Below are 25353 nucleotides of genomic sequence, written 5' to 3'. Positions count from 1 at the left end.
TAAATCTAAGCTTTTTACAGATTGTTTTTTTATTTTTATGGGAACTTTCCCTTCTCTTTAAAAACTTTAAAAGTATTTTTTTGAAAAATAACAGTTTTTTATTTAAAAATAGAGTTTTTTGTTTTCTTAATATTTCTTAACAAAATGGGCTAAAAATAGGATTTTAGTGAGTTTAAGTTGTATAATATACTGATTTTTAAAAATTAAGCATGTCAAAAATTTATAAAACATGAATATTTTTTGTGATTTTTTCACAACATGGTGCGATTTTTTAAAAAACAAAACAAGTAAGTTTACATTCTTTTACAAGGGGGGCATTTTTTTAAGAGAAAAATTTTTTATTAAAATATAAGGTATTCAAAAGGTGTGATTGTATGGGTTATGTTAATCCAAGAATAAGAAATAACACAGGAACACAGATTGCTACAGTTGATACTGTAAAGCAGATGCTCCATGAAATGCAAAATCCGATTAAGCATGAAAAGCTTATAGAAGCAGATGGCGGAGCTTACAGGGCATATTGTTTTAACGTATCTCAAAAGATTAAATAAGATAAGCCTTGCGATAATAAAGGATAAACCCAAAAATTCCCAAAACGATATTTGGCAGCCATGCCGCCAGAACAGGATTTAAAAATTCCGCCTGACCCAAAGAAATTGAAACGGCTCTTAGTATGTAATATATAAAAAGAATCAGTATGCTGAATAGCAGCCCCCTGTTGAAGCGTACTCTTGGACCTGTGATCGCCAGCGGAATGGAAATAAGAGCAAATATTATTGCGGTAAAAGGCAGCGCAAGTTTTTCATTCATCAATATATCAAACTCTCTTAGTCTATTTTTTCTTTCTTTTATCATTTCTTCGTTCAATGTTATTTTATCCAGCATTGCATGCTGTTCTTTTATATATTTTTTCAAATCAAAATAATTTAAGTCGGTTTCTCTGATATCGGCTATTCTTTCCATAGCTTCTGTAGTGTTATCGAAATTAAGTGACTCAAAGACCGTAGTATTCAATACTTTGCCGTTAGTAGATATAGTATAAACAACGCCATTTTCCATCAACCAGCCTTCACTTGTAGTTTTGCCTGTCTTAGCGTAAATAACCTGAATAAGTTTATCTCTTGTTAAATCTAACACCGTTATACTGTTAAGCTGCTTTTTTTCTACGGATGCAACGTGGAAAAACCTTTTCAGTCCTCCGTCTTTTACTTCTTTATATATAAAGTTACGTTTGCCGTTAGGTACGTTTTTTTGAGTAATAGCCCAGATTGTAAGTGTCTTGGCTTGTTTACTGGCACCCGGTGCAATTACTTCATTTATCGTAAATCCTAATAACGACAAAGCTGCAGCGCATATAAGAATAGGTTTTGAAATCCTTGCAATCCCTATACCGCAAGAGCGTAGAATCGTTATTTCCTGTTGAGAACTCATACGATTGACAGTCATTAATGTTGCCAGCAAAACGCCCATAGGTATGGTAAAAATTAGCATGGAAGGCAATTTAAGTATTACCAGTATAGCTGCAACATAAAGAGGAATACCGTATGCTGTTATTTGTTTCACAATTGTAATAAATGCATCGGTTGCAAATATTATGGAGGTAAATATCACAATACCTATCAAAAAGGCTTCCAGCAACTGTTTTGTTATATATTTATCCAAAATTTTAAGTTTATTGTCCATGAGTACCTGTATTTTTTTTTATCTTATGATAAAATCATATCGAACATACGTTTTAAAAACAAGATTTAAGGAGAACATAATGTCAAAAGCATTAGAAGTTATTGATTCGACATTTGAGCAAGAGGTTAAAAATTCTGAAAGACCTGTGCTTGTTGATTTTTGGGCGCCCTGGTGCGGACCTTGCAGAAAGATTTCGCCTATTATTGATGAGATTGCTGATGAATTTGATGGAAAAGTTAAAGTTGTAAAAGTTAATACAGATGAAAACTTAAAGACTACGCAAGAATTTAGTATAAGTGGAATACCGAGTATATTAATCTTTAAAAACGGCCAGGCTGTCGAAAGATTGGTAGGGCTTATGCAAAAGGCGCAGTTGATATCAAATATAGAAAAACATATATAAAAAAGAAGGCTAAAAGCCTTCCTTTTTTTGAGTATCAAATTCATTTGAAAGATTACAAAAATCTTCTATAGATAAAGTTTCTCCCCTTATAGTATCGGAGAGATTTAAGTTATTAAATACTTTATTTATTATTTCCTTTTCAAACCCGCCGATTGAAAGGGAATTTTTTAATGTTTTGCGCCTTGTCTGAAAAGCGGCTTTTAATATTTTTTTTAGCATAGTTATATTTTGAGGGTTATATTTTGACTTCACCGACGGAGTTATTTTAACAACGGCAGAATCCACTTTCGGGGCAGGATAAAAGCTTCCTGAGGGTACTTTTAGAAGGAATTCTGTGTCGGCATTAAAATTGCAAAGTATTGATAAAAGCCCGTATTCTTTGTTTTTACTTTTGCTGTCGGCTACAATTCTGTTTGCCACCTCCAGCTGCACCATAAGAAAAATTTCTGAAACAGCGCTTCTGTTTTTATTGTCTGTGTCGTCAATTTCTCCTAATAAATGAGCCAAAATAGGGCTTGTTATGTAATATGGAATATTTGCTATGATTTTTAAAGGTTTGTCAGTTTTGTATTGCGAAATATCGGTTTTTAAAATATCCTTTTCGATGATTTCAATATTTTTAAAAGGTAATTTTTGAAGTTCTTTTATTGCGTATGTATCTATTTCAACCGCATAAACTTTTTTGGCATATTTAGCTATATGTTCCGTCATAAACCCTATACCTGCGCCTATTTCCAATACCGTATCATCAGGTGTTATATTTGCGGCAGATATTATGGAATTTACTGCATTGGAATCCGTTAAAAAATTTTGCCCCAGATGTTTTTTTGTTCTGAATTTTTTTGCTCTTTGGATGAGATTCATTATCTTTTCCTTAAATATTGTATTATATTAACTTAAACATATTTATCTTGTAATAACATTGACTTATTTATATAATGTCTTTATGAGAAAAAACCGTGCTTTTACCTTAATTGAATTATTAATTCTGATGGTTGCCGCAGTGTTGGTTACGGTGCTTATTTTTTCGCTGCTTATGCAATCGGCTGATAAATCATCGCTTAATTCACGTAAGAATTTTGCGGTAAAAAATCTCAAGATTACCTCTCGCTCCATTGTTATGAGCTCTAACAATCTTACAGGATTTTCAAAAGGTTTTTTATCTTACGGTCTTCAACCTGATACTCTTGAAGCAAACCGCTTTTTACGTGATAAATTTGCATCTTTGATTTCTTATTCAAAGTTTTTAGATGATGAAAAAGAATTCAGGAATTTTGAAGTATTGCCTGTAAAAAACCCGTCGGGCTTTGTGTTGTTAAACGGAACCCAGGTTGGTTTTTATTACTTAAATGAAAACTGCGGTGATGTTGAAGATAGCACAAAGGCTTGCGGCCTGGTAATCTATGATGTGAACGGTAAAATGAAGCCTAATAAGCTGAATAAAGACCAGTTTACCCTAAATCTCTACAGGAACGGCATTAATTAATGAATAAATGGTCAAAAGTGTTTTCTGTAGAATACCCCGAATGTAACCTTTGCGCTAAATGCTGCAAATGTGCCATTCCTTCGGTTTCCTACAGCAGTTTGATTGAAAGATTTAATCAGGCGGATAAATTTGCGGTTGATTTTTTAGAAATGTTTGTTCCTTATAACACCTTGGACGAAGCAAGAGCTGCTTCTTTTGGTACTGTTGAAAATGTTATTAAAAATTTAAAAAATAATGATGATTACAATGAAGAAGAGTTAAAATTTTTCTGCTGTAAGCACATTAAAGATGACAACAGATGTGGTATTTATGAGAACAGACCTGAATTATGCAGAATGTATCCTGATACACCTTTTTTAATAATGCATCCGGGGTGTGCTTACGAAGATTGGGCGCAAGAGTGCAAAAGTAAATACAAACTTTTTATGAAAGAGCTCGACAATTTTAAATCAATACAGCAGGAATATAAAAAACTTGAAAAAGAGAGAAAACAAATTTCTCCCGAAGAATTTATAACAAGGTTCAACAAGCTCCAGTTGTTGGATGAGCAAAGTATGGAAAGCCTTAAAAAATCAGGGGTAGATATTTCTTTTGATAATATTTAACTTAAAAATTCTTCAATATTTTCGTTGAAAAATTTTGACAGTTCGCCTTTATCAAACCAGACACCGTGTTGTGCAGGGCATCGGTCGAGTAAAATACCTTCCGTGATTTGGAGTTTTTCCATTACTCTGTCGCAAACAGGGCATTTTTTAGGATTTTCATTACTCCTTACCGAGGGCATAAAATAGGGTTCATCGGTTTTTGTTTGAATTTTAAGAATTTTCTTTATGTCATCATATTCGTATAAATCAAGCCAAAGCCCCTCGCAGCTTTCGCAAAAATCTATTTCTACATAATCTTTTTTCTTGCTTATCATTGTATTTTGACAGTTAGGACAATCCATGGTTTTTCTCCTTTAAAATATTAGTGTATAGTAAATTAATTGCTTCCCGTTAAGGTCCATAGCATAAGGTCCTGTAACCTTTGTTGTTGATTTTATATTGACTGCAGGCCTGACTGAATAATTGAAATCTGCAGGCCAAGTATCAATTACTCCATTTCGATTTACTACAAAGGCATCATATTTGAACCCTGCCGAAATTGCTTTAGGGCTGTTAATGGTTCTTGTCCAATAAGAGGGAGCTTCAATTTCTATGAGTTTTTCGTTATAAAGTTTGCTTAGAGATTTACAGGTTAATTCTTGGGGCAGGTATTCATATTCAAGCCCATTTCCGTTATTTTTTCTGTCGGATAAAACGAGTTCTACTATGGAAAGTAAAAATACATTTTCATTGCTTTTGACAAGATTTCCTTTTAAATCCTGATTTTCTACGGTTACTTCTACAATTGCATTTTTGAATTCAGGTGATAAATGCTTGTAGAATGTTGTTCTTAGCCATCTCCTTATATCTGAATCAGGATAAGGCGTAAGAGATTTATTTTCATGATTAAAAGGGTATTGGGCAACCTGATGTCTCGCAAACAGCAAAGAAGAGTCTTTTGCATATACATCATAGCCTACAACACTCCAAAAAACAGGCATTCTAAATTGAATGGCCCCCGCATAATTTTTATCTTTAATGTAATTCCACATAGAATTAGGGTCCATGACTATGGTTCCCAGCGGTAAATCGCCGACAGTTTGAGCGTTTCCTTTGTACCTGAAATCATTTTGAGGATTATGTTGATTGTACTGAATTTGAGGCTGCGCTTGCTGGGTTCCGTAAGTTGTAGCATTTATATTATAACTGCCGTTGGGGTTTTGAGAATATCCCTGATTTTGGTATTGATTATAGTTATATTGGGTAGCTGGTAAATAATTGGTTTGATTAGGGTTATATTGCTGTTGATATTGGTTAGAGGAGTTTTGTTGTTGATTTTGATTTTTGGACGAATCAGGAATAGTATCTTTTAAACGATTTCCTGTATTTTGCGCTCTGTCTATAGTATAGAGTGCATTGTTAATCTGGCTGAATACGTCTGCGTGTGCCATGTTAGTAAAAATAAAACATGCTAATGTAATCAGTAAAAATAAATTCTTTTTCATACAATTTCCTTATTTTAGAAGAGTAACCTGAATAGTAAAAACCTTTTATTCAATTTTTCGGAGAATTTTTTAAGATTTTCGCTCGTATCTTTTGTATCATCTATTATACTTTTAATTTTTGCCTGGTCTTCACAGGACATATTGTCTACTTTTGCAAGGACGCTTGATAAAGATGACATTGATTTATTCATATTATCAACCGTAAGGTTCACTTTTTTCTTGATATCGTCGTCTTTTGAAAGCTCATTAACTGTAGCTGAAATTTCAGATAAGTTCTTGGCGGTTTCGTTTAAGTAATCAAGAGTTTGTTGGGTTTTATCATCTTTTAAGAGCTTGCAAATTTGTTTTGACGACTCGTTTACTGATTTTGTTGTTTCGATAACTGATTTTTTAAATTCAGGGTCGCCTGCTATAGAATTAACATTATTTGCAAGAATAGCAAGTTCTTCCGAGAGCTTGTTAGCCATTTTTAAGAGTTTGTCTATATCGTTCCTTGAACCCTCTACAAGAATTGTTGTTTTATCAATAAGTTCAGAGGTTTTAAGCGATATATCTTTAACGTTGCTTAATGCAATTCTCACGTCGTTAACAACTTCATCGCTTAAAATAGAATTTATTTTGTTATTTGTTTCGTTCAAGGCTCTTGCAGCTTCAATCTGCATATCTAAAAATTCTTTTATTCTCACAGGCTCAATAACAGTAAATTGTTGGCCGGTTTCTTCATAATAAATGCTTTTTGAGTAAGTGTTCAAAAGCAATTTGTTTACATTACTATGATAAGCAACAGACGGAGTAAGGTTCTCAGGTAATGTCAGCCCGGGCGTTGTTACAATATAAGAGATTTTATACAATGTTTTGCAGCAAAACTGTTTCTGAAGAGAAATAGGTAACAACCTTATATCAATCATTTCTATTGCTTTTATATTACCTATATCCTTTAATACCACTTTATCATCGATATTAGCATATATTTGTACGGCATCGCCTTTAGAAATGGGTAATTTTCCGTTTTTAAGGTCTGATAGCGGAATATAAGCTTCTCTCAGCACAGGAGGAGTTATCTCAATAAATTTTTCACCTATAATCCCTGATTGCTGTATGGAAATTTCCGCACCCAAAGGCACTTCTACCCCGGGTTCTGTTATTACAAATTTTACTTTTACATAGCTTAAATCGGTAGAAATAAAAGGAGTAATTTCTTCTACCTGCCCGACACGAAGCCCCATTATTTGAACGCCCGAACCTGCTCTCATACCGTCAACGTCTTTAAAAATAACGTCAATCCGATTAGCGCCTGTCAAAGCCCGTCCTTTTAACCACATAATAGACATTATTAATATCATTAAAGATAGTATCGTTATTATTCCTACTTTTAGTGCCGGTGTAAATTTCATATATTATAACTCCTTGATTATATCCCTGCTGCGGTTCTCATCGGACCTTCTTTTTCCGCTTTTACGAACTGCTTTGTGTAAGGTGAATTGCAAAGCAGCATTTCCTGGGGTGTTCCCTCCCAAACTATATTTGCGTTATATAACATTATTACTCTGTCAGCCGTTCTTGTAATTGTTGACATCTGGTGTGTTACAACAATTGAGGCGGCTTTTAGTTCCTGTTTCAATACTACCATATAATCTTCTATAACGGTTGAAGAAATAGGGTCTAGCCCTGAAGTAGGTTCATCGTATAAAATTATTTTCGGGTTTGTAATAATGGCACGTGCAAAGCTTATACGTTTCTGCATTCCGCCCGATAATTCGCTCGGCATATCATCTTCAATCCCAGATAACCCTACAATTTTTAGTTTTTCTTTTACCAAATTTTCTATTTGTTCTTTTTTATAAAGCGTTTTGTATTTATCGCTTTCATTCAGAGCAAAGGCAATATTTTCAGAAATATCCAAACTGTCAAATAATGCGGAATATTGAAAAATCATCGCTAAATTATGGTCCGATAAAATAATTTTGCCTTTATCGGGAGCTAATAACCCGCTTATTATATTAAGTATTGTACTTTTGCCTGAACCGCTAAAGCCGACTATTGCAAGGGTTTCCCCCTCATTAACAGCGAAGGAGATATTTTTGAGTACCTCTTTGTCATCAAATTTTTTGTATATATTTTTTACTTCAATCATCGAAATTTCCTAGTCTATAAATATTGCCGAAATAATATAGTCAAAAATTGCCGCAGCAACTATCGACCATACTACTGCTTTTGTAGTTGATTTCCCTACGTCAATTGCACCGCCTTTTGTTTGATACCCTATAGAGCTGCAAATTATCGCAATCAAACAGCCAAAAACAGCCCCTTTAGTTAAGCTGGCAACGATGTCTTTTATGCTCAATCCAAGTCTTATGGATTCTAAATAGGCAGGGACTGCAAGCTCGGTATTGGTAACACTTGTAAAAAGCCCTCCGAGTATTCCCACTGTATTCGCTATAACCGTAATAAACGGCATAATTAATATTGCTCCTGCAACTTTTGGCGCAATCAAATATGCCAACGGATTGACTTGAAGGGTTTTCATTGCATCAACCTGATTGGATATTTTCATAGAGGCTATTTCAGCTGCCATAGATGAGCCTTCCATAAAAACTACGGCAAATGCCGCCATAATGGGACCGAGTTCTTTCAGCATAACCAGAGTTACAAAAGCACCTACAAATTCTCCCCCGCCCTGTTTGACCATTTCTATAGCAAGCTGCAGAGCTATAATCATGCCTGCAAGCCAGGAAATCATCATGGTAAGAGGGAGTGAATCCACCCCTATCCTGTTCGCTTCAATTATTATTCTTTTAAATTTGATTTTGCCACTGAAGAAAAGAAATAAAACTTCTTTGAAGGTTATGCCTATATGTCCGACACATTCTAAAAAGTCGGATAAATTCCTGAAATTATGACTTATACCTTTAAAAAGCAGAGAGTCTTGAATAATATTTTTCAATTTTGTATTTTGCATGGTTTTATTATACCAAATAAAGCTTTTTCTTTAGCAATTGTAAAAAAAATGAGGGCAAAAACCCTCATTTTTTTAATAACTTTTTGAGCCGACTAAACAGCTTTTTTTGCTGTGTCGACAATTTTAGTAAAAGCAACGGCATCTTTAACCGCAACATCAGCCAACATTTTTCTGTTAAGTATTATGTTCGCTTTTTTAAGAGCATTGGTCAATCTGCTGTAGCTAATACCGTTTATTCTTGCAGCAGCGTTAATTCTTGCAATCCAAAGTCTTCTCATTACTCTTTTTCTGACCCGACGGTCGCGATATTGGTATTTCAACGACTTCATAACTGCTTGGTTAGCAACTTTGAATATACGGCTTCTTGCGCCGATAAAGCTTTTAGCTAATTTTAAAATCTTTTTATGTCTTTTTCTTAAAACATTTCCGCGTTTAACTCTTGCCATGTTCCTCTCCTATCGGAATTTTTTAATGTATGGTAACTCTAATTTAATTTTTTCAAGATTAGCAGGAGAAACTTCCCTTGTTCCTGTTAACCTTCTTTTTCTGTCAGCTCCTTTGTGAGCTAAAAGGTGTTTTTTACCGGCTTTTTCACGAAGAATTTTGCCACTTGCAGTAACTTTGTATCTTTTTGCGCCGGCTTTATGCGTTTTCATTTTTGGCATGCCATGAACTCCTAAATATAATAATTTAATCTAACTTGACGGGGCTAAAATTGTTAAAAGATTTTTGCCTTCCAGCGATGGTTGTCTTTCAACTGTATGAGGTAATTCAGCTAAATCAGCAAGTATTCTGTTTGCCAGATCAAATGCCAATTGACTGTGCTGCATTTCTCTTCCCCTTAACATTACCACGACCTTAACTTTATTTCCAGCCTCAATAAATTTCTTGATGCTTCTTATCCTAACGTTGTAGTCATGGGTGTCTATTTTATAACGAAGTTTAATTTCTTTCAACTCAACTACGTGTTGTTTTTTCTTCGCTTCTTTGGCTTTTTTTTCAGTTTCAAACTTAAATTTGCCGTAATCTAAAATTTTTGCAACCGGAGGGGCTTGGTTGGGGCTGATTATTACAAGGTCTAAATTTCTGTCGTTTGCCATTTCCTGAGCTTTTTGCGTAGCAATAACGCCTAAATTTTCGCCATTTTCATCTATCAGTCTTACTTCTTTGGCTCTGATTCTTTCATTTATCAGATTTTGAGCCTGTGTTTTATTTTCGCTAATGGTTTTCCCTCCAAATTGTAAAAATTCTCAAGTTTAATTATTCAATAAATATACCTTTTGGTCAAGCTTCTAGTGGAAAAAGTGTCTTATACCCGTAAAAATCATCGCAATATTATATCTGTTGCACTCATCAATTACGTCTTGGTCTTTTATACTTCCGCCCGGCTGAATTATAGCGGATATTCTTGATTGACCCGCTATTTGAATATTGTCTGTAGCGGGGAAAAATCCGTCGCTTGCTATAACAGCATCTTTTGCTTCATCACAAGCTTGAGCAAGTGCTATTTCCATAGATGCTATTCTGCTTGTTTGACCTGCACCTATACCTATTGTTCGTTTATCTTTTGCGATTACAACAGCGTTTGATTTTACGTGTTTTGCTACCTTCCACGCAAAAATCATATCTTCTACCATTCTTGCATCGGGCTTTGTTTCTGTAACAACCTTAAAGTTATCTTTTGTAAGTTCTTTATTTTCATTCATTTGGACAAGCGTACCGAAGCCTGTATTTTTAATATCTAAAAGTTTTTTGTTTTTAAATTTTGCAGGCGCTTCAAAAACTTTTACCAAACGAAGATTTTTCTTTTCTTTAAGGATTTCAATAGCTTTGTCTTCAAAATCAGGGGCTATGATAACTTCTAAAAAGATTTCTTTCATCAACTTGGCTGTTTTCTCATCCACTGTATTGTTAAACGCAACTATTCCGCCGAAAGCGCTTATCGGGTCGCACTCAAGCGCTTTTTGATAAGCTTCTGCCACAGTTTCACCTAACGCAGCTCCGCAAGGATTGTTGTGTTTAATTATGCAGGCACAATCAACGTCGATAAATTCGCTTACTATTTTGTAACCGGCATTCATATCAGCAATATTGTTAAAAGACAGTTCTTTGCCGTTCAGAAGTTCAAATGAGGCTCTCTGCCCGTTGTCGTACAATCCGGCCTGTTGATGAGGATTTTCCCCGTATCTTAATTCTTGAAGCAAATTAAGGTCTATAGCGATATTATCGTCAAGGTTTTTTTCAAAAAGAGTTGCAAAAATTTCTTTGTCGTACTTAAAGGTAAGTTCAAACGCTTTTTTTGCGAGGTCTTTTCTGTACGCTTCTGTGGTGATACCGTTATTTTCTTCAAGTTCTTTAATCAGGCTGACGTACTGTTCAGGTGATGTAATAACGGTTTTAAACTTGTAATTTTTCGCTGCTGCTCTTATAAGTGTAACCCCGCCGATATCGATAAAATCTACCGTTTTTTCCGCTGAAAACGGGTAAAGATTAACAACCACAATATCTATAGATTCAATGTCATTTGCTTTAAGGTCTTCGATATCGGATTGGACATCGTTTCTTGCCAAAATTGCACCTGCGATTTTGGGGTGAAGGGTCTTTACTCTCCCGCCTAAAATCTCATCAGCGCCTGTATATTTGCTGATTTCTGTGCAGCTTATGCTGTTTTCTTGCAAAAATTTATAAGTACCGCCGCTTGCAAGTATTTCGTAACCTGATTTTATAAGTGTTTCAGCTAATTGTACAACATTTATTTTGTCATATACACTGATTAAAGCTCTTTTCTTCAATTTTTTAACCCTCTTGAAATATCAATCTTATAATCAGCATAAGGCAAAAAGATTGAAGTTCAATCCTCCTGTCTGAAAAATTCAAGCAAAGCAGAAGGAGTATTTTTCTTTGTAAAGCAGCTGAAAGTCAAGTACGCCTTGGCTCTTGTTATAGCAACATATATTAACCTTAGGGTTTCTTCGATTTCTTCTTTTGCTATAGAACTTGGCAAAATATTCTTTTTGCCCGATAGAGCGTCCAATTTATTCAAAAGCGGTTTTTTCCTGTTCTTGATTTTTTTTACCAGTTTTACAAAGTCTGTTTGATAATTAAAATCACTGAATTCAGGGATATATACGGAGCTGAATTCGTCCCCTTTTGCTTTGTGAATAGTCATAATTTGTACATATCCCGAGAGGTCTGAGCTTTCGTCTTCTTTTGAGAAAAGATTGAGGTTTCTGATTGAGCCTTTTGTAAGCAGATTTTTGAAATATTTAATGACCTGCGGAAGTTTATTCAGGGAAAATTTCTCATCCACATCAAGCGAATTGATATAACGCTTGATTAAAATCGAAAACAGATGGGCGTTGGATTTATCCGTTACGTCTTCAAAATGCGAGTTTGCTACCCTTATTATAAGTTCCTGAATTGAGTTACAAGGATTTTCCGCTATTTCAAATACCGCCCACCAAAATTCTTCCAAATCAGGGGTTTTTATAGGGAAGTTTTTAATATATTCGGGGTTGATAAAGCTCTGCTGTCTTTCTTTTTCTATCAGGTTAAAAATTTCTTCATTAAATCTGAATTTTTCTATTTCACAAAAAAGCTTGTATAGTTTTGCTATAGCTTTATTATCGTAAGGATTGAGATAAACTTCAAAACAGCCCAGTATAAACAAAAAAGATTTCTTTTGCTTGATATTATCACCCCTAAAGATTACCTTTAGGTTGTTTTTTTCAAGATATTGCGCCCATTCCAGCACCTGTTTGTTGCGTCGTAACAAGATACCGAAAGTATGGCTTTTATTTTCTTCCAGTTTTCTTTTTATGTCATTCAGGACAAACTCTTTTTCCATAAAATTTTCTTCAAACTTCTTTATAGAAATCGGGTTTTGTACTTTTGGGTTTTTACCTTTTACCGGCGCCATTTTAATATTGTAGAAGGCATCTTGGTATACGGGGATAGTTTTTGAATAGTTTATAAAATTATTGGCAAGTTCGTATATTTGTTTTGTACATCTTTGAGAACGGTGCATTTCAACTTTTTTACTTTTGGAAATAAAATCTTTGAACCCTGTAATATCAGCCTCGCTAAAAGTCCCTGTTATTGCTTGGTTTATATCACCGCAGCGTATGAGATTTTTGTATTTACCGCTTAAAAGGGTTATAAATTCCTGCTGGATTGCACTTGAATCTTGGGCTTCATCTTCAATTACGTACATGAATTTTTCCTGATAAAATTCTCTGACGTCTTTGAAGTCGCGAAGCAGCTTTATAGCTAAAATCAAAAGGTCATCATAATCAACGAGTTCAAGCTCTCTCAACATTTTTTGGTATTCATCATATATTATTTTAAATTCTTTTACAGTCAGGTCTGAATTATCAAGGCTGATTTGCCTTGTTTTAGCTTTTGAAATACCTGTGCTTTGCAAGTTCATCCAATCTTCAAAATCAGGCTCGCCAATGGGAAAACACCTTACACATATATCTCTGATTATTGAAGAGCGCAGGCTGTCATCACAAATTGAAAAATTACTGCTTAAATTTACGAGAGTAAAATGGTCATTTTCAAGCAGGATTTTGTAGGCTAAAGCATGGATAGTGCTTATATTGGGCAAATTAGCGGCGTTGTTGGTTATTTTCTTTATTTTAGCGAGGAAATTTCTTGCGGCGGATTCCATATAGGTAAGAATGAGTAGATTTTTGGCATTGATGCCTTCTTGCATCAGTTTAATTGTTAAAGCCAGCATAACGGTGGTTTTGCCTGCCCCGGGTACCGCAGGAACCGCAAGGGAACCTTCTTTGTAGTTGAATATTTCTTTCTGGTCATCTCTCGGAACAAAGTTAAACTCATAACGGTTAATATCTTCAGGAAGAATATATTCTATAATCCCCGAGTTATTTTCTCTTCCTTGCGAATCAAAATCACTCGTGTATACAAATATTTTTTCTTTAGCACAAAGGGTTAGTTTTCTCATAGTATGAGCTGTTTTTTTGATGGTCAATTCGGCGTTTAATTCACTTGTGTAATTTTTAATATCGGAATTTTTCTGAAAAACCCATGCATTGTAGATAGTTCCCGTGTCTTCTTTTACCCAGTTTCTTGATGAAGCGTCAAGCCAAATTTGATAATCTGACGTAAGGTTATAATCAATTATTTTTTGCGGTGTTGCAATAATTACACTGTCAGGCTGGATTTGAGCGGGTTTTGACGGGGTTTCAGATACTATAGAGCTTTTTATATGGTTAAGCCAGTCTAAATCCGTTAAATTTAAACTCTCTTTTATTTTTTCATATTCTTCTATGGACTTTAAAAGCAGGTTAATACATTCAAAGTCGTGAGGTATAGGGGCATTGGGGGCTAAAAGAGTTTCAAATATTTTTATAAATTGTTCGGAGAGTTTTTGGGTTTTAACTTCATCATCCGTAATGAGATTTAAAAGCGTATTGTAAGAGTTATAAATATCACCTTCCATAGCGGGTAATTTGTGATGTTTGGCAAAATATTTTACGATTTCTCCGCATTTAAAAATTGGTATGTTCAGCAGTCCATTCAAAAGTCTTCGTATTTCAAAAATACCCGGGTCAATTCCCTGCTCCGGATTTATAAGAGAAAGAACGCTAAGCGTTGCAGATACCAAAATATCATCGGTTATTTTTTCATTCCCCGCAAATACCTGTGTATTTATGTGATGTTTATGCAGGGCGGTTTGCAGAGAATAAATACTTACCTCGTCAAAATCAGGGATGACAACAATTATTTCGCAAGGTGCGGCTTTTGTTTTTGTGATAAGTTTTGTTATTTTTACCGAAGCTTCATCAAGCATTTCGAGCTTTAGACGAGCTGAAGCTGTTTCAAAATTTTCTAAAATATTATGTTCGGTATTTATTATATTTTCAAAGAGCTTTTGAGCGTCATCTCGGGTTTTAGACTTATTTTTAAATTCAATTATTTCAGGATTAAAGCTTTTCATTATATCATCTGTGAAATTTTCATACCCGCAGAGATACCCCATTCTGGAGCAGCCTTTCGGGTCTGCTAAAATACAATACTTTACGGGTTTAGAGAGCATATATTCGCAAAATTTATATGCGGCATAGTTATATTCATCAGCCCCCTGTACAAAAAAGTATTCAATCCCATCAAAATCATTAATTAAATTATTCTCTATTAAATAAGCAAAAGCGCTCATTTGTTTGAGGTTGTCAAAAATCCTTGCCTTGGAAGATATATTTTTATAGGTATTTAGGGTTGACTTTGCACTTTTGGCGAAGGACTCGTTTAATATGATTGATTTTTCATCAACTTCTTTTGGCGAAAGCCGGTTTTCTATAATAAGCTTATACCTTCTTAAAAGCTGGTGCATAAGATTATTTTTTGAAAAATAATCGTTGAAGTCTTCTTCTTTTATAATATTTTTAAGAAAATATTGAGCGCTGTCCAATCCGCATAAAAGCGGCATAGGGTAAAAATTGTCCTTTGATAAGATTTTTTCCAGTGTAATCCAGTTTTTTGCTATCGAGTTATATACTATTCCCGAAAAAGAATACACTTTTAGAGTGGAAATGCCGCATTCTTTGGAGAAAATCTCCTCATTAATTTGGGTCAGAATTTTTTCTTTTATAAAGCTGTTTTGAGCCAGCACAAGGATTTTTGAACTTTGCACTCCGTTGTTTAAAAGTTCAATTACATTTTTTGCAATGTAATCAATTTGCTGCTGCGGTTCGTTTGAAAATATTAACATTATTTCTTATCAATTTTATGCCTGTTTTTATACTAGCAAAAAATCAGATAATGGGTGGTTGTGTTAACAATTCGAGTGATTTTTGGCACAAAATGTTCATATTTCCGTAATATTCAATGCCTGCTTCATCTTTTACAAGGTCAAGAGCTTTAGCTGATATTTCCTGCAGCTGTTTAAGTAAATCTATAGTTTGGGCAATTTCTCTAAACAGTGTCCCTTCGTCCCGTATTGTCGAATTCGATTCGCCGAAGAACATTCTGCCCCAGTTTTTATATTGTTCTGTAGTGTTAGTTTTATTCAGGTGCGCCCATTCATAAACATGCGTTGCAACACTGTTGTTAGGTGCAATGGGGATATATCCTTTTGTAGAATTAGCTATTTTTTTGTTATAGTCATCTACGGTTGAAAACAGAGTTTTTACAAAATCACTCAGCCTCGTGCTTTCGTGGTAAAACTCCGATGCCTTCGGCATAGTAGCGGGAGCATTAAAAGTTTGATTTTTGTCCATAAATTCGGTAATGTTTGCCATTAAACCAACCGCAGCTGCAAATTCGAATTCATCCATATTTGCAAGATTTTTCGAATAAACGGTATTTATCACGGGGATTTGGTAGTAACCCTTCAGGCTGCTTAGAAGATTTCCCTTATTTGTTACGTTATTGTCCTTGTCTATAAAGTTAAACATTTTTAGGATATTTTTCTTTTGGTCAAAAATATTCTTTAATTCGGTTGATTTTTCACCTGCTTGAAATTCATCTTCATCATAGCTGAACAACGATTTATCAATTAACTCAAGCATTACGTCATCATTTTTTGTATGTTTATAATATTCAGCTATAAAAGCATAATCAGGAGTGAAACTGCTTTTTAATGCATTAGGCGGTGATTTGACAAGAGTTTGAAATTTTTTACTTTGAGTTTCATCACTGCTTAATGTGTAAGCGTAACCGATTTTATCAATACCGCGTCTGCCGGCTCTGCCTGCCATCTGATGAAATTCATTAGGAGTTAATTCACGTTTGCCGTCCGCATCATCAGCTGTGCCGAGCGAAGTTGGTTTGCGCGAAGAGGTTATAACAACGCTCCTGGCAGGCATATTAATTCCTGCTGACAGCGTTTCTGTTGCAAGGACTACTTTTACGAGTTTTTTCTGAAACAGTTCTTCAATAAGTTCTTTTTGGGTGGGCAATAAACCTGCATTATGTATTGCAAAACCTCTTTTTAAAGCTTCCCTGTCTAACGTAACTCCAAGATACTTTCCTTCTTTTCTATATCTTCCTATTATTTTATCTATTTCTTGTGATTCAGAAGCAGTGTTCAATCTTATGCCGCTTGCCGATAATTTTTCCAATAGCCGTTTACATTGTTTTTTGCTGAATATAAAGAATATTGCGGGTAATTTGTTTTGTTGTTGAAGCATGCCTACTGTTTCAAAATAACTTTCATCGCTTATTACGGATGTACCTTTCATCGAACCGCTGCTTCCCGGTGAAATATATTTTGAGTGTCTGCCTGATTTGATAAATTTCCCGGATTTGCTGCTTTTACTGTTAATCATTTTTGACGTAACCGTTAAATCTTCAAAAACCAAAGGAACATGCCTTTTTGATGAAGGAACATCAACCAATTTGCTTTCTTTTTGTTTTACACTTGACATCCAGTCGTTAATTTCTTTGTTATTACCTATAGTTGCAGACAATGATAACATCTGCGTTTTGGGGTCAGAGAGCAAAATTGCCAGTTCCCAAACTCCGCCCCTGTCTACATCTCCTAAATAGTGAAGCTCATCAAATATTACTGTCTTTAAGTTATCAAGCATATCTGATTGCTGCTCAAATTTATTTGCAAAAAGCATATTTCTGTAAATTTCGGTGGTCATAAGAATTATCGGAGCATGCGGGTTAATTTTAACGTCGCCTGTTAATAACCCTACGTTTTCTTTGCCGTAGGTTTTTTGAAATGCTCTGAATTTTTCATTGCTTAATGCTTTTAAAGGTGCGGTATAGAATGTTTTTTTACCTTCTTTAAGATTTTTTGTAATCACATAATGCGCTATAGCTGTTTTACCGGTACCGGTAGGGGCTGTTACCAAAACATCATTGTTATTGAACAGTTTTGATGCTGCGCTTAATTGATATTCATCGGGATTTGCTTTTTCGGGGAGCTGAAAATAATTGTCTTTTAATGTTTGAAAAAACTCAACGCCTTTAAAGGATATCAAATCTTTATATCCGCCCCTGAGCTCTTGTATTTTAAAGTCAGGAGCGCTTAGCTCATGCTTACGAGTATTTTGCTGAACAGGAGAAGTATTGTGAATTCTTAACCCCGTAGAAATGGGTAGAATATGGTTCATTATGACCTCAAATCTTACTTCCGTAGTCTCAATAACAAAAAATCATGCTATCCACGTTTGCTTTAAAACCATTATTGTCTTTTTTTTTATACTTTTTGAAAAGTTTTTAACATTTTTTTACAAAACACGTCATTTCTTACAACTTGTAAAAATCTACCATAATGAAAATTTTTAATTTATACTTGTTTATATGAAGAAGAAAAAATTACCAACAGTTGCTGTAATCGGACGCCCTAATGTCGGAAAATCAACATTTACAAACAGACTTCTCGGGGCAAGAGAGTCCATAGTTGATGACATGCCCGGCGTTACAAGAGACAGGATATATTTCAAAGCCGAATGGACGGGACGAAGCTTTACCCTGATTGATACGGGCGGAATTATCCCCTCGGGTGAGGGCGAAATAATGGTTTCAATTCTTGAGCAGGCTAGTATTGCTATGGAAGAAGCCGATGCAATAATATTTATTACCGACGCAAAAAGCGGCGTAAATCCTGTTGATATTGATATTGCCAATCTTTTACGGCGCAGCGAAAAAAAGGTATTTTTAGCCGTAAATAAGGTTGATGCTCCTGAAAAAACAGCCTTAATCCATGAGTTCTATGAACTTGGATTGGGAGAACCTTATCCTGTATCAGCTCTGCATGGTTCCGGCGGAGTGGGTGATTTACTCGATGATGTTTTAAAGGTGCTTCCCGAGTGTGAAGAAGTTGAAGAAGAAAAGGTTATAAAAGTAGCTATAGTCGGTAAACCCAATGCAGGCAAGTCTTCTCTTATAAATACCCTGCTTGGTGAACAAAGAGTTATAGTAAGCGAAAAAGCGGGAACTACCAGAGATACCATTGATTCCAAGCTCAAAATCAACGGTAAAGATTATATCCTTGTAGATACTGCAGGTATCAGAAAAAAATCAAGGGTTGAATACGGAGTTGAAAGATTTGCCGTTACAAGAGCCATAAAAGCTGTCAATTCTGCCGATGTGGTTTTAGTGGTGGTAGATGTTGCAGAAGGGTTTAGCGAACAGGATAAAAAAATCATTGCTTTAGCTCAAGACTCGGGTAAAGCCGTTATTATCGCTATGAATAAGTGGGATTTGATAGAAAATAAACATTCTGCAACCATAAATGAATATACAAACAGAGTCAGAAAAGATGCGCCGTACTTTGATTATATACCTATGATTTTTATAAGCGCACTGGAAAGGCAAAGGGTTACGAAGATTTTTGAGCTTGTAGACAGCGCTTATGAGCAAACCTCTAAAAGATTGCCTACAGCGCTATTTAACAAAGTTTTGCTTGAAGCCTATGCTCTAAATCCTCCGTTGAGCATTAAAGGCAAAAGGTTAAAGGTATACTATGCCACACAGGTAGGTATTGCACCTCCGCATTTTGTAATCTTTGTTAATGACTATAAACTTGCAAAAGATTCTTATACGAGGTATTTGGATAAAAAAATAAGAGAAGCATTCGGTTTTGGAGGAACGCCGTTAAGATTGTTCTTCAAAAACAGAAAAGACAAAGGAGATTAAGAAAAAGATGGATTTGATGTCGATTGTTTGGATTTTTGTAATTACGTTAGCCGCATACATAATAGGTTCTTTTCCCACAGGTTATTTGCTGGTTAAACTTACTAAAGGAACTGATATCAGAGAGGTAGGCTCAGGCGGCATAGGTGCAACCAATGTAAAGCGTGTTCTTGGCAAAAAGGGCTTTTTTCTTGTTATGTTTCTTGATGCAATGAAAGGTTTTTTGCCCGTGCTTTTGGCGCAGTATCTTGAAGTGAAGTTTAACCTTTATCCTTCTTTACATATACTGCCTGTACTTGTGGCATTTGCTCTTGTTATAGGACACAGCAAATCGATTTTCCTTGGTTTTGTCGGTGGAAAATCAGTTGCAACAGGCGGGGGGGCTATTTTAGCGATGAACTACCCAGCCGCACTTATAGGTTTGGTTATATGGAGTGTAATTTGCTATACATCAAAGTATATCTCACTTGGTTCAATAGCGGGGATGTTCCTTATTCCGTTTTTAATGTATTTTGCAAAAGCGCCGTTAAGTTATGTGATATTCTGTGCAATTACCGCAATTTATGTTATATTTTTACATAGAGAAAATATTAAAAGGCTGTTTAACGGCACCGAAAATAAAGTAAGACAATAAAAGAGTGGAGAACTATATGAAATTAGCTGTTTTAGGAGCAGGAAGCTGGGGTTTAACACTTGCCTGGCTTTTATCTAAAAATTTTGATACTGTATCCGTTTGGGGCAGACAGGAAGATATGACCCCTGATTTTATGGAAACAAAAATAAAAAAATATCCTTTAGAAGTAACACTTCCTCAAAAGGTAGAGTTAACAACAAATTTGACCGAAGCTATTCAAGATGCAAAAATTATACTTATGGTTGTATCAACCGCAGGTACACGTCCTGTTTGTGAATTGCTTGCAAACTCCGGACTGAAAGATAACCAAGTTATAGTTAATGCTTCAAAAGGGATTGAACTTCCTTCTTTAAAGACTTTAAGCAAAGTTATAGCAGAAGTTCTGCCCGATAACCCTATTGCGGTATTATCAGGTCCAACCTTGGCGGGCGAAGTTTTAAAAGGGCTGCCCACTGCGGCAAGTATAGCTTGTAAAGATATAGAAGTAGCGGACAAATTACAAGAACTCTTAAGCGTAAACAATAAGTTCAGAATTTACACAAATACTGACGTTACCGGCGTAGAGCTTGGCGGCAGTTTGAAAAACGTTGTTGCTATCGCTTCCGGATTTGTGGATGCGTGCGGCTTTGGCGCTAATGCAAGAGGGGCTATCCTTACAAGAGGGCTGGCTGAAATAGTCAGGGTCGGGATGGAACTGGGTGCTAATCCTTCAACTTTATACGGTTTATCAGGTATAGGCGATTTGATTGCTACCTGCTCCAGCCCTTTAAGCCGAAACTATCAGGTAGGCTACAGGCTGGGTCAGGGTAAAAAACTTGATGACATCCTTAGAGAACTGGGAGCTATCGCAGAAGGAGTTAAAACATCTAAAGCCTTATGTGAACTGTCTGATAAGCTTAATATTGAAACTCCGCTTTCAGAAACCGTATATGAAGCGGTATTCACCGATATCTCAATAGACCAGATAATATTTAAGCTTATGAACAGGAAGCTTAAAAGGGAAGAAATCTACACAAACTAGTTCAGGAAAAAATGTCAATATCAGAATTTGAAAGTAAAATACATTCTCTTTTGAAAAATGTTACAAAACCATACCGTTTTGTGGGCGCAGAACAGGGAAGTATAACCAAAGACCCTGCAAATGTAGAGCTTTTTACATGTATAGTTTTTCCTGATATGTACGAAGTCGCGATTTCAAACCTCGGGCATAGGATTTTGTACCATATACTTAATGCTAACCCTAAAATCCTGTGTGATCGTGCTTATGCGCCAAGCGCGGATTTTTTGCAACTAATGCAGGCTAATAATATACCGCTTTATGCTGTGGATACTTTCAAGCCTTTGGGCGAATTTGACGCTTTGGCTTTTTCGTTATCTTATGAGTTAAGTTATCCCACTGTTTTAAAAATGCTTGAATTATCTGATGTTCCTGTCAAGTCAAAAGAGCGTGGCGAAAACTCGCCTATTATTTTAGCGGGCGGACAAGGAGCTTATAATCCCGAACCTATGGCTGATTTTATCGATGTTTTTGTAATCGGAGACGGAGAAGATTCCATAAAAGAAGTATTTGAAAAGATTCTGGAGCTGAAAAAACAAGGCATAAACCGCAAAGGAATTATTACAGCTTTGTCCCAAATAGAGGGAGTTTATGTTCCTGCTTTATATTCATCAAATTACGATTTCTCAAAGCCAATACCCCTTGACGATGGAGCTCCTGCGGTTGTAAAAAAGCGCAATGCCGTTTTTTGCGATGAAACATTTCCCGTTGATTTTCCCGTTCCGTTATCACCTTGCGTTCATGACAGGGTTGTGGTTGAAATCAGAAGAGGCTGCGGCAGGATGTGCCGTTTTTGCCAGTCCTGTTTTGTCAATTTGCCCGTCAGAGAACGCGACAGCGCTGATATAGTAAGATTGGTTGATAAATCCCTTAAAAATACAGGATATGAGGAATATTCTCTTTTATCACTCTCTTCTAACGATTATAACGGCATAGAACCTTTAATTGCATGCTTAAACTCACACCATTCCAAAAACGGTATCTCTGTTTCTTTGCCAAGCCAAAGAGCGGATAAATTCAACATTAACCTTGCTAATTTAGTCCAATCGGTCAGAAAAAGCACTATTACCATTGCAATTGAGGCAGGAAGCCAAAGACTGCGTGATGCAATAAACAAAAATCTGACCGAAGAGCAGGTCATATCGGGTGTTCTTGATGCTTACAAGGCAGGATGGCACAGCGTAAAATTGTATTTTATCCTGGGTCTTCCAACGGAAACTTTTGAGGATTTGGACGAAACAGCGGCACTTTTATCACGATTAAAATATCAGGCAAAAGAGCTTAAATCAGAGTTGAATTTACCTAAACATTTGTCGCTCACTGCAACCGTTTCTATTTTTGTACCTAAAGCTTTTACCCCGTTTCAGTGGTGTGCGCAAAATTCACCCGAACTTATAAAAGAAAAAATCACTTATTTGAAAGAAAAAACTAAATTCTTAAAGGGCGTAAGGTTAAATTTTCACAGTATATTTTTATCTCAGATTGAGGCTGTATTTGCAAGAGGCGACAGAAGTTTATGCAAATTTATGGAGAAGCTGTGGCAAAACGGCTCTTATCTTGATGCCTGGAATGAAAATTTTAACAGGGATGTTTGGATAAGAAGCGCAGAAGAATCAGGCATTAACCTCGATGATTATTCTTGCAGGGAAATTGATACAAACGTTGAATTACCGTGGGATTTTATTGATATAGGGGTTTCAAAAGACTTCTTATTGAAAGAATACGAAGATTCAAAATCAAATAAACAAAACCCTGCCTGCGACGAAAAATGTGTGCAATGCGGCGTTTGTTCAGGTGCAATAAAAAAAACTATTAACAAGAATATTCCGGAAATTAACCCTGAGCAAAAAGAGTATAATTTTACACAGGAAAACGCTAAAAAAGAAGTCTTCAGATACAGAATCAAGTTGACTAAAAAAGGAAAATTGAAGTTTATATCTCATTTGGACTTTTTAGGGATTATATACAAAGCGGTGAAAATGGCTGATTTAAGAGTAGCCTATTCTCTGGGTTTTAACCCTACCCCAAAGATTTCTTTGGCTGTAGCGCTGCCTTTGTTTCTTGAAGGTGAGGCGGAATTAGCTGATATTGAGTTATATGAGGATATTACTCCCGAAGAATTGGTGCGCAGAATAAATTTGGTTTTGCATAAAGATTCAAGGGTTTTAAAAGCCCAAAAACTCGATAAATCATCAGACAGCATAGACAAGACAGTCCATTGGGCAGAATACGAAGCTTTTGTTCCTAAAAAAAATAACTTGATTAAAAATGACTTAGAAGGTAAAATAAATCATGTTCTCTCAAGCGAAAGTATACTCGTTGAGAAAACGAACAAAAAAAGCTTAAAAAAACAAATTGAAATCAGAAAATCCATTGATTCGATTGTACTAGAGAAAGACGATGATTTTTACAGAGTAAAATTTGTATTGAGAGCCGCCCAGGGTGATAAGGATGGATTGAACACTCCGTCTTTCAGGGCAGATGAGTTTATGAAACTGCTGTTGGGTAACGCAGATTATCAGGCAGTAAGACTAAGGTTATTAGACGAAAATAAAAAAAGTTTATTATAGGTTTATGAAATTTTATACGAGGAAAAATTAAATATGACAAAATCAATTATTATCTCAGAAAGAGATAACATCGGTGCTGTGATTGAAAACGGCAAAGTTTCGGAATTTTTTGTACAAAGAGGTGATATCCTCTTAAATGATGTTTATTTGGCAACCGTGGAGAACATCCTGCCAAGTATTGATGCGGCATTTGTGAACGTAGGTTCGGATAAAATGGGCTTTTTGCATGCTTCTGATGTTGTGGGCAAAGGCAGTTTGGAAGAAAAGTTAAAACCAAAGCAAAGGATTTTGGTACAGGTTGTTAAAGAACCGACAGGACACAAAGGCCCGAGGGTAACAATGTCAATTTCTTTACCCGGAAGATTTTTAGTTTTGATGCCTGATGAAAAAGGTATTAACGTAAGTAAAAAGATTGAATCCGCTAAAGAAAGAGCCAGATTAAAATCAGTTGTAAGTTTACTTAAACCCGCAGGACTGGGCGTTATTATAAGAACCGAAGCAGAAGGACAATCGGAATCTGAAATTCAGGAAGATTTAGAACTTTTGCTTGAAAAATGGAATGATATAGTAACAGCAACCGATACGGTCAATCCGCCGGCACTTGTCGCCCGTGATCAGGATTTGCTTTATAAAATCATCAGAGAATCCTGCAGCGAAGATACGGACGAAATTGTTGTCGATACTTCATTTGCCTTGCACAGAACCAATCAGCTGTTACAAAGCTGGAATATGAACCAAAATATCAACGTAAGCGTTCATAAAGGAAATGATTCCCTGCTTGTTAATAAAGGTATCGATAAAGAGATAAAAACAGCGCTTCAAACCAAAGTTAACCTCCCTTGCGGCGGATATCTATTTATCCAGCAGACAGAAGCTTTAACCGTTATTGACGTAAACAGCGGTAAGTTTACATCAGGCGGCACACAAAATGAAACCATCAGAAAAACCAACCTGGAATCAATAGATGAAATTGCCCGTCAGCTTAAATTAAGAAATATCGGCGGTATGATTATTGTCGATTTTATCGATATGGATAACAGAGCCGATAAAATTAAAATTTTAGAATACCTGGAAGAAGCTCTTGAACCTGACAAATCACGCCCTCAAGTCGGTCAAATATCCGATTTGGGATTGGTTGAGCTTACAAGACACAGACAAGGGCAAAGCCTGCAGGAAATCTTCTCCAAAAAATGCCCTGCCTGTAACGGTACAGGTTATATTTTGGATGCTTTCAATTTTGCAAGTTCACCGGCAGAGGGTGAATATAAAGCTAAGGGAACCAAGATTAAACTTACTTCCATTAAGCCGCAGAATAATAACGATAATAAAAAACAAAACCATAAAAATTCACAACAACAAGTACAAGAACCGCAGGCAGCTGCCGAAGAACCTAAAAAGCAAACCAAAATAGAAACATCACCCTCTTTGAATGCTTCACTGCAAAAGACACAAAATAAAAAAGAACAAACAAGGAAATTTGTTTTTAACCAGGAAGTGATAAAAACCTTCATAGGTGAAACAGGGGTTATGCTGCCTTTGGCTAATATTGTCCGTTCAGCCAGGATACCTGTTAATACTGTGAATAACAAATTCCCTCATTGGATGAACAGAGACACATTTATGAAGCTTACAGAGCTTGAAACTGTAGTTGCAAATCCAAATTTAACTGCTAAAATTAAAACACATGAGGGAAAAGTTGAAGCGCTAAAGGCAGAAAAAGCGGCTTCTAAATTCGATTTAGAAGTTGAAACGCCTGACCAACAGAAAAAAATAATCAAGCCAAGAAAAACTACATCTAAACCCAGAGTCCGTAAGGCGCCTTCAACTGTTAAAAAATCCAAATAGAAGGGTAAAAAAA

At 35.7% G+C, this 25353-nt stretch carries 22 protein-coding genes; 9 read left to right on the top strand and 13 right to left on the bottom strand.

The window, feature by feature from the left end:
* The first annotated feature begins 374 nt into the window (after nt 1–374).
* Nucleotides 375–551 (top strand): hypothetical protein, encoded by a 177-nt coding sequence (locus PHX18_03210; GenBank protein ID MDD3593617.1) that lies wholly within the window; start codon nt 375–377, stop codon nt 549–551.
* On the opposite strand, the gene PHX18_03205 is transcribed toward PHX18_03210, so the two are convergent.
* Nucleotides 544–1683, bottom strand: coding sequence for an LptF/LptG family permease (locus PHX18_03205; protein ID MDD3593616.1), 1140 nt, complete (start codon nt 1681–1683; stop codon nt 544–546). The two genes, PHX18_03210 and PHX18_03205, sit on opposite strands and share 8 nt — an antisense overlap.
* A 79-nt stretch (nt 1684–1762) precedes the next feature.
* On the opposite strand from PHX18_03205, the gene trxA reads away from it, so the two are divergent.
* The gene (gene trxA, locus PHX18_03200) at nt 1763–2086 is read left to right on the top strand and encodes a thioredoxin (GenBank protein ID MDD3593615.1); all 324 of its coding nucleotides are present in this window, start codon (nt 1763–1765) and stop codon (nt 2084–2086) included.
* Nucleotides 2087–2095: 9 nt separating this feature from the next.
* Here the strand turns inward: trxA and rsmA are convergent, their stop codons facing one another.
* On the bottom strand, nt 2096–2950 hold the full coding sequence (rsmA, locus tag PHX18_03195; protein MDD3593614.1) for a 16S rRNA (adenine(1518)-N(6)/adenine(1519)-N(6))-dimethyltransferase RsmA: 855 nt from the start codon (nt 2948–2950) through the stop codon (nt 2096–2098).
* 82 nt (nt 2951–3032) lie between these two features.
* On the opposite strand from rsmA, the gene PHX18_03190 reads away from it, so the two are divergent.
* The gene (locus PHX18_03190) at nt 3033–3572 is read left to right on the top strand and encodes a type II secretion system protein (GenBank protein MDD3593613.1); all 540 of its coding nucleotides are present in this window, start codon (nt 3033–3035) and stop codon (nt 3570–3572) included.
* Nucleotides 3572–4177: a YkgJ family cysteine cluster protein gene (locus PHX18_03185; protein ID MDD3593612.1), complete on the top strand. Its 606-nt coding sequence runs from the start codon at nt 3572–3574 to the stop codon at nt 4175–4177. Before PHX18_03190 ends, PHX18_03185 begins: the two co-directional genes overlap by 1 nt.
* Here PHX18_03185 and PHX18_03180 read toward each other — a convergent pair.
* The 11 genes from PHX18_03180 to PHX18_03130 all read right to left on the bottom strand — a co-directional run bounded on the left by PHX18_03180 (nt 4174) and on the right by PHX18_03130 (nt 17709).
* Nucleotides 4174–4518 carry a zf-TFIIB domain-containing protein gene (locus PHX18_03180; GenBank protein MDD3593611.1) on the bottom strand — a complete coding sequence of 115 codons (345 nt, stop codon included), beginning with the start codon at nt 4516–4518 and terminating at the stop codon, nt 4174–4176. The genes PHX18_03185 and PHX18_03180 overlap by 4 nt on opposite strands.
* Before the next feature lie 12 nt (nt 4519–4530).
* Nucleotides 4531–5661 carry a DUF6273 domain-containing protein gene (locus PHX18_03175; protein ID MDD3593610.1) on the bottom strand — a complete coding sequence of 377 codons (1131 nt, stop codon included), beginning with the start codon at nt 5659–5661 and terminating at the stop codon, nt 4531–4533.
* 14 nt (nt 5662–5675) lie between these two features.
* A complete protein-coding gene (locus PHX18_03170) occupies nt 5676–7055 on the bottom strand; it encodes an MlaD family protein (protein MDD3593609.1) in 1380 nt (459 codons plus the stop codon).
* Nucleotides 7056–7072: 17 nt separating this feature from the next.
* Nucleotides 7073–7795 (bottom strand): ATP-binding cassette domain-containing protein, encoded by a 723-nt coding sequence (locus PHX18_03165; protein ID MDD3593608.1) that lies wholly within the window; start codon nt 7793–7795, stop codon nt 7073–7075.
* 9 nt (nt 7796–7804) lie between these two features.
* Nucleotides 7805–8620, bottom strand: a complete 816-nt coding sequence (locus PHX18_03160; GenBank protein MDD3593607.1) for an ABC transporter permease — start codon at nt 8618–8620, stop codon at nt 7805–7807.
* Between the two features lie 92 nt (nt 8621–8712).
* Complete coding sequence (gene rplT / locus PHX18_03155) at nt 8713–9066, bottom strand: 50S ribosomal protein L20 (GenBank protein MDD3593606.1); 354 nt, start codon at nt 9064–9066, stop codon at nt 8713–8715.
* Between the two features lie 9 nt (nt 9067–9075).
* On the bottom strand, nt 9076–9285 hold the full coding sequence (gene rpmI, locus PHX18_03150; GenBank protein MDD3593605.1) for a 50S ribosomal protein L35: 210 nt from the start codon (nt 9283–9285) through the stop codon (nt 9076–9078).
* Between the two features lie 30 nt (nt 9286–9315).
* Nucleotides 9316–9813 (bottom strand): translation initiation factor IF-3, encoded by a 498-nt coding sequence (gene infC, locus PHX18_03145; GenBank protein MDD3593604.1) that lies wholly within the window; start codon nt 9811–9813, stop codon nt 9316–9318.
* Between the two features lie 99 nt (nt 9814–9912).
* On the bottom strand, nt 9913–11412 hold the full coding sequence (gene purH / locus PHX18_03140; GenBank protein ID MDD3593603.1) for a bifunctional phosphoribosylaminoimidazolecarboxamide formyltransferase/IMP cyclohydrolase: 1500 nt from the start codon (nt 11410–11412) through the stop codon (nt 9913–9915).
* A 59-nt stretch (nt 11413–11471) separates the two neighbouring features.
* On the bottom strand, nt 11472–15356 hold the full coding sequence (locus tag PHX18_03135; GenBank protein MDD3593602.1) for an ATP-dependent helicase: 3885 nt from the start codon (nt 15354–15356) through the stop codon (nt 11472–11474).
* Between the two features lie 43 nt (nt 15357–15399).
* Complete coding sequence (locus PHX18_03130; GenBank protein ID MDD3593601.1) at nt 15400–17709, bottom strand: DEAD/DEAH box helicase; 2310 nt, start codon at nt 17707–17709, stop codon at nt 15400–15402.
* Nucleotides 17710–17899: 190 nt separating this feature from the next.
* On the opposite strand from PHX18_03130, the gene der reads away from it, so the two are divergent.
* Genes der through PHX18_03105 form a run of 5 tightly spaced genes read left to right on the top strand, consistent with a single transcriptional unit; the run spans nt 17900 to nt 25340 of the window.
* The gene (gene der / locus PHX18_03125) at nt 17900–19237 is read left to right on the top strand and encodes a ribosome biogenesis GTPase Der (protein ID MDD3593600.1); all 1338 of its coding nucleotides are present in this window, start codon (nt 17900–17902) and stop codon (nt 19235–19237) included.
* Nucleotides 19238–19244: 7 nt separating this feature from the next.
* The gene (gene plsY / locus PHX18_03120; GenBank protein ID MDD3593599.1) at nt 19245–19868 is read left to right on the top strand and encodes a glycerol-3-phosphate 1-O-acyltransferase PlsY; all 624 of its coding nucleotides are present in this window, start codon (nt 19245–19247) and stop codon (nt 19866–19868) included.
* A gap of 16 nt (nt 19869–19884) precedes the next feature.
* Nucleotides 19885–20889 (top strand): NAD(P)-dependent glycerol-3-phosphate dehydrogenase, encoded by a 1005-nt coding sequence (locus tag PHX18_03115; protein ID MDD3593598.1) that lies wholly within the window; start codon nt 19885–19887, stop codon nt 20887–20889.
* An 11-nt stretch (nt 20890–20900) separates the two neighbouring features.
* Nucleotides 20901–23495 carry a TIGR03960 family B12-binding radical SAM protein gene (locus tag PHX18_03110; protein ID MDD3593597.1) on the top strand — a complete coding sequence of 865 codons (2595 nt, stop codon included), beginning with the start codon at nt 20901–20903 and terminating at the stop codon, nt 23493–23495.
* A gap of 33 nt (nt 23496–23528) precedes the next feature.
* Nucleotides 23529–25340, top strand: coding sequence for an Rne/Rng family ribonuclease (locus tag PHX18_03105; GenBank protein MDD3593596.1), 1812 nt, complete (start codon nt 23529–23531; stop codon nt 25338–25340).
* Nucleotides 25341–25353 lie beyond the last annotated feature (13 nt).

The sequence above is a fragment of the Candidatus Gastranaerophilales bacterium genome (assembly GCA_028696075.1).
In the GTDB taxonomy this organism is placed as follows: Bacteria; Cyanobacteriota; Vampirovibrionia; order Gastranaerophilales; family JAILCC01; genus JAQVHS01.
Note: the sequence above shows the minus strand (reverse complement) of the source record. Positions and strands in the feature narration are given on the sequence as shown.

Coding starts and splice junctions, on each gene's coding strand:
- PHX18_03185 (MDD3593612.1), top strand. CDS start 3,572: ATGAATAAATGGTCAAAAGTGTTTTCTGTAGAATACCCCGAATGTAAC.
- trxA (MDD3593615.1), top strand. CDS start 1,763: ATGTCAAAAGCATTAGAAGTTATTGATTCGACATTTGAGCAAGAGGTT.
- PHX18_03160 (MDD3593607.1), bottom strand. CDS start 8,620: ATGCAAAATACAAAATTGAAAAATATTATTCAAGACTCTCTGCTTTTT.
- PHX18_03115 (MDD3593598.1), top strand. CDS start 19,885: ATGAAATTAGCTGTTTTAGGAGCAGGAAGCTGGGGTTTAACACTTGCC.
- PHX18_03175 (MDD3593610.1), bottom strand. CDS start 5,661: ATGAAAAAGAATTTATTTTTACTGATTACATTAGCATGTTTTATTTTT.
- PHX18_03190 (MDD3593613.1), top strand. CDS start 3,033: ATGAGAAAAAACCGTGCTTTTACCTTAATTGAATTATTAATTCTGATG.
- PHX18_03205 (MDD3593616.1), bottom strand. CDS start 1,683: ATGGACAATAAACTTAAAATTTTGGATAAATATATAACAAAACAGTTG.
- PHX18_03165 (MDD3593608.1), bottom strand. CDS start 7,795: ATGATTGAAGTAAAAAATATATACAAAAAATTTGATGACAAAGAGGTA.
- PHX18_03130 (MDD3593601.1), bottom strand. CDS start 17,709: ATGAACCATATTCTACCCATTTCTACGGGGTTAAGAATTCACAATACT.
- rpmI (MDD3593605.1), bottom strand. CDS start 9,285: ATGCCAAAAATGAAAACGCATAAAGCCGGCGCAAAAAGATACAAAGTT.
- rplT (MDD3593606.1), bottom strand. CDS start 9,066: ATGGCAAGAGTTAAACGCGGAAATGTTTTAAGAAAAAGACATAAAAAG.
- PHX18_03180 (MDD3593611.1), bottom strand. CDS start 4,518: ATGGATTGTCCTAACTGTCAAAATACAATGATAAGCAAGAAAAAAGAT.
- PHX18_03210 (MDD3593617.1), top strand. CDS start 375: ATGGGTTATGTTAATCCAAGAATAAGAAATAACACAGGAACACAGATT.
- plsY (MDD3593599.1), top strand. CDS start 19,245: ATGGATTTGATGTCGATTGTTTGGATTTTTGTAATTACGTTAGCCGCA.
- PHX18_03110 (MDD3593597.1), top strand. CDS start 20,901: ATGTCAATATCAGAATTTGAAAGTAAAATACATTCTCTTTTGAAAAAT.
- rsmA (MDD3593614.1), bottom strand. CDS start 2,950: ATGAATCTCATCCAAAGAGCAAAAAAATTCAGAACAAAAAAACATCTG.
- der (MDD3593600.1), top strand. CDS start 17,900: ATGAAGAAGAAAAAATTACCAACAGTTGCTGTAATCGGACGCCCTAAT.
- PHX18_03135 (MDD3593602.1), bottom strand. CDS start 15,356: ATGTTAATATTTTCAAACGAACCGCAGCAGCAAATTGATTACATTGCA.
- PHX18_03105 (MDD3593596.1), top strand. CDS start 23,529: ATGACAAAATCAATTATTATCTCAGAAAGAGATAACATCGGTGCTGTG.
- PHX18_03170 (MDD3593609.1), bottom strand. CDS start 7,055: ATGAAATTTACACCGGCACTAAAAGTAGGAATAATAACGATACTATCT.